The organism is Vibrio sp. 10N.247.311.47 (assembly GCF_041467535.1).
Lineage (GTDB): Bacteria > Pseudomonadota > Gammaproteobacteria > Enterobacterales > Vibrionaceae > Vibrio > Vibrio crassostreae_C.
Window position 1 is genome coordinate 1 of the sequence record NZ_JBFSUR010000063.1, and the last position, 9,614, is coordinate 9,614.

8 protein-coding genes and 3 pseudogenes are annotated in these 9,614 nt (G+C 43.1%); 7 read left to right on the forward strand and 4 right to left on the reverse strand.

Annotated elements, in window-relative coordinates:
• Positions 1–225 precede the first annotated feature (225 nt).
• Positions 226–1,131 carry a LysR family transcriptional regulator gene (locus AB6E51_RS23510; RefSeq protein ID WP_102332433.1) on the reverse strand — a complete coding sequence of 302 codons (906 nt, stop codon included), beginning with the start codon at positions 1,129–1,131 and terminating at the stop codon, positions 226–228.
• Positions 1,132–1,313: 182 nt separating this feature from the next.
• Here AB6E51_RS23510 and AB6E51_RS23515 point away from each other — a divergent pair, with 182 nt between their 5' ends.
• The 5 genes and pseudogenes from AB6E51_RS23515 to AB6E51_RS23535 form a co-directional block, all read left to right on the forward strand.
• Positions 1,314–3,101, forward strand: a complete 1,788-nt coding sequence (locus AB6E51_RS23515; RefSeq protein WP_102332432.1) for a sodium:solute symporter family transporter — start codon at positions 1,314–1,316, stop codon at positions 3,099–3,101.
• Positions 3,102–3,140: 39 nt separating this feature from the next.
• Positions 3,141–3,689: an acyltransferase gene (locus tag AB6E51_RS23520; RefSeq protein ID WP_102332431.1), complete on the forward strand. Its 549-nt coding sequence runs from the start codon at positions 3,141–3,143 to the stop codon at positions 3,687–3,689.
• Positions 3,690–3,696: 7 nt separating this feature from the next.
• The gene (locus AB6E51_RS23525; RefSeq protein WP_102332430.1) at positions 3,697–5,886 is read left to right on the forward strand and encodes a heparinase II/III family protein; all 2,190 of its coding nucleotides are present in this window, start codon (positions 3,697–3,699) and stop codon (positions 5,884–5,886) included.
• A 64-nt stretch (positions 5,887–5,950) separates the two neighbouring features.
• Complete coding sequence (locus AB6E51_RS23530; RefSeq protein WP_164496843.1) at positions 5,951–6,940, forward strand: polysaccharide lyase family 7 protein; 990 nt, start codon at positions 5,951–5,953, stop codon at positions 6,938–6,940.
• Positions 6,941–7,392: 452 nt separating this feature from the next.
• Positions 7,393–7,628, forward strand: a pseudogene (locus tag AB6E51_RS23535) (transposase); the annotation flags it as partial.
• A 222-nt stretch (positions 7,629–7,850) separates the two neighbouring features.
• Here AB6E51_RS23535 and AB6E51_RS23540 read toward each other — a convergent pair.
• From AB6E51_RS23540 to AB6E51_RS23550, 3 genes and pseudogenes are all read right to left on the reverse strand, one after another.
• Positions 7,851–8,036, reverse strand: a pseudogene (locus AB6E51_RS23540) (IS110 family transposase); the annotation flags it as partial.
• A pseudogene (locus tag AB6E51_RS23545) lies at positions 8,008–8,076 on the reverse strand (hypothetical protein); the annotation flags it as partial. The pseudogenes AB6E51_RS23545 and AB6E51_RS23540, both read right to left, overlap by 29 nt.
• Positions 8,077–8,089: 13 nt before the next feature.
• Entirely contained in the window at positions 8,090–8,182 is a 93-nt protein-coding gene (locus AB6E51_RS23550; protein ID WP_372042843.1) for a helix-turn-helix domain-containing protein, read from the reverse strand.
• A gap of 321 nt (positions 8,183–8,503) precedes the next feature.
• Between AB6E51_RS23550 and AB6E51_RS23555 the strand changes: the two genes are divergently transcribed.
• Both AB6E51_RS23555 and AB6E51_RS23560 read left to right on the forward strand, forming a co-directional pair.
• On the forward strand, positions 8,504–8,710 hold the full coding sequence (locus AB6E51_RS23555; RefSeq protein ID WP_235612468.1) for a hypothetical protein: 207 nt from the start codon (positions 8,504–8,506) through the stop codon (positions 8,708–8,710).
• Positions 8,711–9,146: 436 nt separating this feature from the next.
• Positions 9,147–9,446, forward strand: a complete 300-nt coding sequence (locus AB6E51_RS23560) for a hypothetical protein (protein ID WP_102332429.1) — start codon at positions 9,147–9,149, stop codon at positions 9,444–9,446.
• The last annotated feature ends 168 nt before the right edge of the window (positions 9,447–9,614 follow it).

Consider the following 9,614-nt stretch of genomic DNA (forward strand, 5'->3'; position numbering starts at 1 on the left):
GAGCTGGTCCATCATGCTCTGATTCAATCCCAAATCAGGTCAATTTAGGTTTTTCATAGGATGAGTGTATCTGAAATAGCGAAAACAGAATGAAAGTGTTCAACAAACACCCGTGTTTAGATTGTAGAGCAGAAGTTAGGTCAGTCAGGGACTTATTCTGAGGTAGGTTATGCTGCGATCGTTGAACCGGCGACACCGTCGCCGGTTCTAAACCTGCAATGAACTTTAAAGCATTGTTTGAATTTTGGTACTCTCAGTAATGGTGTGCGAAATAAATTCATCGACGATACGGTTTTTGTTGTGTTTACGGAAATAGGCCGTTAAAGGTAATTGAATGTCGATTTGGTTGATTGGCCTGCATACGCAACTGTCATCTGCGATAAATTTAATGCACCGAGGGGCGATGGAGATACCTAACCCTGAAGAGATGGTCGTAACTAAGTGACGCATATTCATTGGGTTTCCAACGACATTGGGCGCAACCCCGTTTTCCTTGCAACACCGAATGATTCTCTCATAAACACCTAACCATTCATTGCGATGAAATAGATGAAGACTTTCATTTTGGAGATCTTCAATGTCGATGCATTTTTTAGCCGCGAGAGAATGATTTCGGGGTAGGAGTACAGTCAAGCTGTCTTCGTAGACAAGATAAGAAGAAAAATAACTTTCGTCTAAGTGATGGCTTTCACGACTGAAAACGATATCAACTTTATTGTCGACCATGGCCTCAATTTGCTCGGCAGGTGTCATTTCATACAGACGCAATTGGGCATTGGTGTACCTAGCGCGAAATCGGTTAATCAATTCCGGAAGGAAGAAAGAGCACGCTGTAGCAAGATATCCGACTTTAATTTCTTGATGTTCATCAGAATCTATCTGCTTGATTACGGACTTTACTCGTTGATCATTCTCGATGATGTGTAGGGCTTCTGGCAGTAATCGTTCCCCTGATGGGGTCAGATCAACCTGGTGGGTCGTACGATCAAACAGCTTTGTTTGCAGTTCATTTTCTAGATCAGAAATATGACGAGACACGGTCGGCTGTACCGTGTGAAGTTCTCTAGCGGCTGCTGTGAAGTTCTTTAAACGCGCAACTGTGACAAAAGTGGTGAGTGTTTTCAGATCCATCGAGTGCCTATTTTTTTTGTATTATTGTTATACATTAATGCTATTTCCAACTTTGTTTAAGTCCGTTTAGTTTAGTTTTGTTTATGGTGTAAGTCTCCGTTGTTTCTAAAACATGTCGATTAGAGCGTGTCGAACTGCATGAGATGTGCGTACTATCTCCCTACAAAACAGGAAACAAAAAAATGGACATTGATGTAATCATAGTTTTAGGGTACTTCGCCTTCCTTATCGGGTTGGGTTGGGTGTTTCGTTCAGCCGCAGCGAACACGAGCGAGTACTTTCGTGGTGGTGGTAAGATGCTTTGGTGGATGGTTGGTTCTAGTGCCTTCATGATGGCGCTGAGTGCCATGACATTCACAGGTCTGATGGGTAAAGCACTGACCAGTGGTATGTCAGTTGCGATTGTTTTTTTCGCTAACGCCCTTGGATATTTTGTCAACTACCTTTTCTTTGCGGCGAAAGCCCGCCAAATGCGTGTGATCAGCCCGATCCAAGGTATACGTTTACGTCTTGGGCGTGTCAATGAACAAGTCTTTACATGGGCTAACGTTCCCCTAAGTGTGCTGCAAGCTGCGATTTGGCTGAATGGTTTAGCCGTTTTCACTAGTGCCGTAATTGGCGTCCCTTTAGAACAGACCATCGTAGGGGCGGGACTGGTTGTTCTATTTATTTCTTTAGTTGGTGGCAGCTGGGCGGTTATCGCTTCTGACTTTATGCAGATGATAATCATCACCGTCATGACCTTTATTGCTGCGATGGTTGCTATCTGGAAATCAGGTGGTATTGGCAATTTACTTGAAGTGGGCTTACCGACACAACAACTCATCGGCGATGGCTACAGTTATTCATACCTATTTGTTGGTTGGTTTATCTGTATTTTTGTTAAGCAGTTTTTCAGTACCAACAACATGGTAGACTCTTATCGATTTATTGCATCAAAAGACACTAAGAATGCTCGTAAAGCAGCGCTGTTAGCATGTGGTTTGATGATCATTGGCCCTTTGATGTGGTTCCTACCTGCTTGGTTTGTCGCGGGAAATTATCCAGATACCAGCACTTGGGGACTTGAAGGTTTAGGCAGCAAAGTCGCAGACGCAACTTACTACATGTTCGTTAAGAACGAGATGCCAGTTGGCATGGTTGGGTTGATGCTGGCAGCCATGTTCGCCGCGACAATGTCATCAATGGATTCAGCACTAAACCGTAATGCAGGGATCATTTTAAAAAGCGTGTACGAACCTTATTTTTGTAAAGAGGTAACAGAAGCCAAATTAATGAATGCGAGCCGAGTGCTTACCGCTGCATTCGGAATTATCATTATCATTTCTGCCCTGTTCCTCACTTCTTTGAAGCAGTTTGGTCTTTTTGACCTGATGATGCTCGTTGGCACTTTGGTCGGATTCCCAGTCCTTATTCCATCTATTATGTGTTTCTTCATCAGAAAAACACCAGATTGGGCCGGATGGGGCACTATCTTAGTCGGTATGGTGGTGTCATCCATCATTGCGTTCTTCATCACACCAGAGATGATGCAAGGCATTCTTGGGCTCGACCAACCGTTATCTGCTCGTGAGTTTGCGGAAATGAAATCAGTGACGCTTGGCGTGGTTGGCCATATGTCAATTACTTTGCCCTTCTTTGTTCTCTCCCAGTTCTTCTATAAAGGGCATGCTCCTGAGCGAGAAGTTGAAGTTAATCGTTTCTTTAGCAATGTTGATACTGAAGTTGTGGTGGAAGAGAATGCTACGAGCATCGCAATGGACAACAAACAGCGCGATATGCTTGGGAAAATGCTGCTGATTGCGGCGGTGTTCCTCTCTATGTTGGTTTTTATTCCGAATCCAATGTGGGGGCGCATGTTGTTCATTATTGTTGCTCTGACCATCGGTGGTATTGGTGGTCTACTTCTACTTGCTTCAAAAAGAGCCAGCCGCTCAATAAATCCTATCTCTATAACAAATAATGTTTAATCAAAATGGGCTGAATTCATTCAGCCCAAGGAACTCACTATGTCAGTACAAGAAAAATTTGGTGGCGAACTCACCGATGAAGAGTTTCGTAAATTCACCTTATATATCAATCAAAGCAACAATAAACCGGACGATGAAACACGAGCTCAAATTCTTGGTTTCACGAATGAAAATGTGCGTATTGCGCCGGGCGCTATCGTTCGCATTGGGGACAATCAATTAGGTCCACGTAGCTATGTTGGTTTGTACAGCTACATCAACGGTGATGTCGTCATTGGTGAAGATGTCGCGATTGGTCCTCACGTTTCTATTGTTGCGGGTAACCATGTGTTTGACCCAATGACGAATTGTTTTAGTGGGCGCAGTTGTTGGGAGGAGGGGAGCGTGGTCATTCAAAGAGGCGTCTGGCTTACCTCTGGTGTCGTTATTACACCGGGAACGACGGTCGGTGAGTGCGCGCTTGTCTGTGCCAATTCCGTGGTCACATCAGATGTTCTCCCTTACGCGATAGTCGCTGGCACGCCAGCTAAACAAATTGGTCGGATTGACCCTGAGTCAGGCCAATATCACTGGTTTAATAAGGAGTAATTAATCCATGTTACCCCTAACAAGAAAGCATGACTTTCAGTTATTTACTTCACCAACAAAGAATACTGTGGTGGTAAATCCGCCCAGTTTTAACTGGCCTCATGAGCGTTATGAAGCGTTGTATTGTCTTGAGTTAGAGGCTGTAGACCATAAAAAATCATGGCATTGGGAGTGTATTCAGTCTCCGATGCAGCTGGACTTTTCCCTTGAACAGGGCAACTACCGTTGGCGAGTAAGGTGTGAGCAGAGTGGGGAATTATCTCTTTGGCACGAGTTCTCTATTGATGCGGAGACAGAGGAATATTTAGCCCCATCGGCGAAAGAGCTGTTTGCTTTATGTGAAGAGCATGATCAGTTCTTACTGTATTTCGACATTGATATCCCAACTATACAAAAATCGGTTTCAGAGTTTCGAGCGAAATTTGCTGCAAGTGTTGAAGACATTGATATTGAAGCGATCCAATACCCTAATCACTATCGCAGAGGGCAGGAAGAAGGGAAGCGTACAGCCATTGCAAATGTGCGTAACTGGATTGACCGTGATTTGATTGCCTTAACGTTACTCTATCGAGTTTGGGGTGACGATATTGCTGGTCATCAAGCTTGTCAGGTGTTATTGCGCCTTGCTGAGTGGAGCCCAGAGGGACCCGCTTCTTTGCTTCGCCCATGTACTTGGGGAGATGAGGTCGGTTTGTCTTTAGCAAGGAACTTATATCTCGCTTACCACTGGCTGTCGCCTTTATTGACAGGGGAAGAACGTGATTTTGTTCGTCCATTATTGGTTCGCTTAGCGTTTCAAATGGAAGAAAGGCTAGAACAAGACCAGTTTAAGCAGTTTCCCGGGCATTCTCATACATCAAGGCTTCCAGCTTACTTAGGTATTGCCGCCCTTACTTTGCATAAAGAGTTTGATATCACCACGTGTGAGCGTTGGTTGGACTACGCATTGACGATTTATCGAGGTGTTTTGCCATTTTATGGAGGCGAAGATGGAAGTTGGGTAGAAGGGCCTTTTTATTCGTCGTCTTATACCAAGTGGCATCATCCGTTCTTTTTGGCTGTGGAGCGTTTGAGTGGATTCTCTTTCTATAATCATCCGTTTTACAAAAACTATGTCAAATTTGCAATGGACTTTGTGGCGACTCAAGAACGTATTCACCCGTTTGGTGACGGCTTTTGGTGTCAACGAGAAGGCAAAGAGTGGCCCGGGTTCTTCGCTCAAAATCCACTACGTATTTACGCACAGCGCTACGGTGATCAGGCCGCCCGTCGTTTGGATAAAGTGCTAGAAGATGAAGTCCAGTCTTACAAATTGCATCTATTAGATGTTGTGCCAACCATGCCGCAGTTGAGCCATAGTGAGGTGACGGATGGCGTCGACGAGTATTCAAATGACTTAGCGCATATTTATTACTCATACGCTGGCCTGGGCAAGCTGTCGAAAAACAAGATGGCTCTGTATTACCGCGCGAGTCAGTTTGGCAACAGCTCACACCGTCATGGCGACCAAGGTAACTTTGCTTTCGTTGATCAGGGCCAAAATATCTTAACCCCAAGTGGCAGTTATGGTTATCGATTTGGTAGCCAACATCACAGCTTGTGGACTCGAACCACTCAAGCGCACAACTTGCCTTTGATTGCTGGAATGGGGCAAAAGCTGGATTGTCCTTCAGGTGTTGCTCAATTGATCAAACAGAAAAACGACGCGGATTTCAACTACGTTGTTCTTGATTTAACCGAGACTTACGTGGGCTGCAAACATTATTGGCGAACGCTTGTCCAAGTAGCAGATAAAGGTGTTGTGATTTTTGACGACATCGAGCTAACTGAAGCGAGAGAGCTCCAATGGCGTTTGCACACTCCGAGTGACGTCGAGCTTGGATCTGATAAGACTCGACTTCTACAAGGCAATCTTGAGTATTTCCTTCAGCTTACTGGAGAAGATATAGGGAGCCCAAGGTTCGTTCCAGAAATCAATGATTCTAGTGACTTTTATGGTGACGTTGAATCGGATGCCCAGAAGCAAATCAACCATCTAGAGTGGCAGCTACCAGCACGTTCGAACCACCGTGTACTGATGAATTGTGCAAAGGAGGTGAACTTGAGCTGTCATCTAAATGAAGAGGGGGCAGTTATCGAGTGGGACGGTGTGCTTCTTCATCTCGGAGTCAAAGAGCGTCGTCTTCAACCACAGTGATACACTAAACCCGTTGCAATGCTATCGCGGTGGATTTTCAACATAACAATAAAGAGAAACAACAATGAATATTACTTCTAAAACCCTACTGGCTTTGACCATTTCGGCTATCTCTTCTCATGCGATGGCGCAACTTGATCCAAGCAAAGCACCGTCTGAAAATTTTGATTTGTCCAAATGGAAAATAGTTATTCCGATGGAAGACACAAAACCTGAGCGTAAAGGTAAAGTGATGGAAATCTCCAAAGCTGAGTTGAATGAAGACTACCAACATGCACCGTGGTTTTATACCGACAAAGAAAGCGGCGCAATGGTGTTTGCGGCTCCGAATAAAGCGATGACAACACCGAATTCGAGTAATGCTCGCTCTGAGCTTCATGCTTTAATCTCAGATAATACATCGATTGGCCCTTATGAACCTGCGAACAATTTTGTCCTTGCATCACATCCTGATGCTGATAAGTTTGGTGCCATTGGTGGAAAAATGAATGCGACTCTTGCTGTCGACCATGTAAGCCAAAGTGGTGACCATCGTCATAATGACTCTTTCTCTGTTGTTATTGGACAGATTCATGCAGGGACGAATGAACCCCTTAAAATTTTCTACCGTAAGTTGCCTGATCAAAACTATGGTTCGGTATATTGGAATTATGAAAATAACGCATTAGGCGATGATTACCACCGTCGTTTGGATATTTCTCACAATGTTTTTGGCAAGGCTAAAATTCGATTTGGTGAGCCAGAACCCACAGATGGTATCAAACTCGGGGAGAAGTTCTCCTACGAGATTCAAGTTGATGGTAATGTTATGTATCTCGAGTTCACGAAAAACTTGGAGAGCAAAATACCTATCACTCGTTCTTTTGCGATTGATTTAGCGAAGGGGCACTACCTTGGTAATAAGTACGATGCTGGATATAAAAATGAATGGTTCTTCTTTAAAGCTGGTGCATACAATCAATGTAGTACGGGTGTAGTGCGTTGTAAAAATGAAGGTATTGAGGCTGGAGATTATACTCAGGTTAGTTTCTACCAACTCGATATCAAACACTAAGATTTTCATTTGACAACGAAGTTAGCATGGCATTAAAGGTGTTTAACAGTTTCTTGGAATTACTTAATATCCTGAAGCTACCTAGTTGATATTTGTCCGATGCCAATTAATGCAAAACCCTGAACTTAAGCGTGTAGTATTGGCCTTGCTCTTTTCTACTTTGTGAGTATCAGAATTAGCTTTATCTATAAGTAGTCCAAATAGAATGGTTAATAATATAAGTAAACGGTAAGTGTATTGTAAGCGTCTGCGAAACGACTCATTGACTTTATAATATCAACACAGATACCGCCAACTAAGGCGGTATCTGTGTAGTGGTCAAGTAAAATTGGCCACGGTTTTATAAGTTTGCCAGTAGAGCCGTTCCGACTCATTTGGTGTAAGACCGCCTGATCCGCACCATCAGTTTTGGACACTGCGTTAAGTGAGTACAATCACTAACGAGGTGGACAATGACAACCAAGACAACACGAATCAAACATGCTCCCGAATTTAAAATCGAAGCACTTAAGTTGGCTGAGAAAGTCGGTGTCGCTGCTGCTGCACGACAACTATCGTTATATGAATCTCAAATCTATGGGTGGCAGTCAAGCCGTTAAAAAAGACATGAAAATGCCAAACTCAAACGATTACTGGCTGAGCAAGCTGAAGAGCTAGATATCGTAAAAAAGGCCGCCATCTACTTCGTATATGGAATCCACGGGTTTTACAAGATAAGAATGTGCAATGGATAAGATGTGGTCGTATATTCGGTTTCTCATTGAAGGATCTACCTTCTAACCTTTGATGCATGCGCACCTACTGCCCTTGCCGCGAAAAAAGCTTTTTATAGCATTGCGAAGTAGTCAAGGTCTCAGTAAGCTAGTCTAACCATTGAACATCATTATTTGTAATCTGTTAATTCATATTGCTAGCAAAATAATGTCTTTGACTGATATTTTGTTTCATAGCGAAGCATTGCCCAAGCTGTTCTGACAGCTTTGTTTGCTAATGCGATACAAGCTCTTTTGAAACCGACCCTATTGACTAACTTGATAAGCCACGCCTGTTTCTGGTTTGTAGGTGAGTCAGACAGCCGATATATGTATGCCATAGCACTGCGTTACACCATGCTTGCGGTACATGTGAGACTTTAAATGTAGAGCTTTGTTATACGCAAAACGAACAGCACCAAACTTGAGTTATTAAAAACTCAGCTTGTTCTTGTGTTGGGTAAATGCGTACTTTAGTTGCTCTTAACATTTTCAGTGCTCAAGTGTATAGTGCCCGTATTGTATGGCTGAGTAGTGTTGAATCGCTCAAGAAAGGTGAGTTGGTGAAGCCACTGGAGTTTTTGACGGTGGTGATAACTCGCTGACAGAACCACAGAAATCTCATTTCGCCAAGTGGATGCATGTTGGGTTTTAATGCCACATTGTCATCATGCAGCATAGCTGCATGATGATTTCCCCGTGTCGTGAATGGTCTCTCTTGGGGAATATATCAATAACTTATCAACGCTCAATAAATCGTCGTTTCTCTTTGAGTACAATATTCTTAATTGTAATGGATTAGGAAAAATGTGTGTTAAAAGTGGATGAATGGGTGTGTGAAAAAGGCGACGAAGAAGATTATATCGTCGAACGTTTTGAAATTCGGGTTAAAGGTAAAAAACCGCTCGTTTTGAATGAACCCACTTTCTCTCAAATCGTGTTTGTGACGCAGCAATATGTGAATTTGTCTTTGCCTTTAACAAAACAAATCGTCAAAGAGTGTTTTAGGCTCTGTTGAACCATTAACTCTTAAAGACCATTGTGCATTAGTTAATTATCTGGAAGCCTCAATAGCTTCTCAATGAATTGAAACCTTCGGTCGGTTCATTCCCGCGATAACTTATGCCACTCATATCGAGCCAGCTCGATGTGGCATTAAGTTCCTGCGAACAATCACCCAACGCGTGGCGTGATACGCTTGTCTAACACCTTTACCTTTGGTGAAACGCTTCGTTACCTTCGTTCAAATTCATCACCAAGCCTTACTGTTAATGCCTCGCTCTGTTTTCTTCTTGTTCACACTTTTCAAGCTAGGTCAAAAATAAGGACCTTACAACTCACCACTCGCACGCTCGCTAGGCAAGTGGTAATAACCTGATTTTCAACCTTGAGCTTACGTGTAAACATGATGAAAAAAACACCGCTTTAAGGTATTATCTAATAAGGAAACGATAATGAAGAATCATATGAACCAAGATAACAATAACGATATCACTCAAAAAGACTTGCTCAAACTGTTGTTTGACCAAGCTCAACATAACGCCACGCGTGAAGAACTCATGGCGTTAGAAAACCGTACTAATCAACGCTTTGATAAAGTCGATGAACGTATTGAAAAGTTAGAAGAGAAGGTCGATGAGCGCTTTGAAAAGTTAGAAGCTAAATTCGACAAAAAGTTTGACCGTATGAACTGGTTGCTTGTCACTACTCTTGTCGGTGTTATTGCTAGCCTTGCTATCCAAGTTATTAAATAAGTTATTATCCCTGCCTTTTTTCAAGGTGGGGATTTTTTTTGCTAAATCCTCATTTTGAACCTTTGAACCTTTGAACCTTTGAACCTTTGAACCTTTGAACCTTTGAACCTTTAGGCGTTCTCCCTTCGGTCGGCTCATTCCGTCGTTTCACTCCTCCCGCGATAACTT

Bases quoted from the DNA above. Each gene is read 5' to 3' on its own strand.
- AB6E51_RS23510 (WP_102332433.1), bottom strand. From the start codon at position 1,131: ATGGATCTGAAAACACTCACCACTTTTGTCACAGTTGCGCGTTTAAAG.
- AB6E51_RS23515 (WP_102332432.1), top strand. From the start codon at position 1,314: ATGGACATTGATGTAATCATAGTTTTAGGGTACTTCGCCTTCCTTATC.
- AB6E51_RS23520 (WP_102332431.1), top strand. From the start codon at position 3,141: ATGTCAGTACAAGAAAAATTTGGTGGCGAACTCACCGATGAAGAGTTT.
- AB6E51_RS23525 (WP_102332430.1), top strand. From the start codon at position 3,697: ATGTTACCCCTAACAAGAAAGCATGACTTTCAGTTATTTACTTCACCA.
- AB6E51_RS23530 (WP_164496843.1), top strand. From the start codon at position 5,951: ATGAATATTACTTCTAAAACCCTACTGGCTTTGACCATTTCGGCTATC.
- AB6E51_RS23550 (WP_372042843.1), bottom strand. From the start codon at position 8,182: ATGTTAAGAGCAACTAAAGTACGCATTTACCCAACACAAGAACAAGCT.
- AB6E51_RS23560 (WP_102332429.1), top strand. From the start codon at position 9,147: ATGAAGAATCATATGAACCAAGATAACAATAACGATATCACTCAAAAA.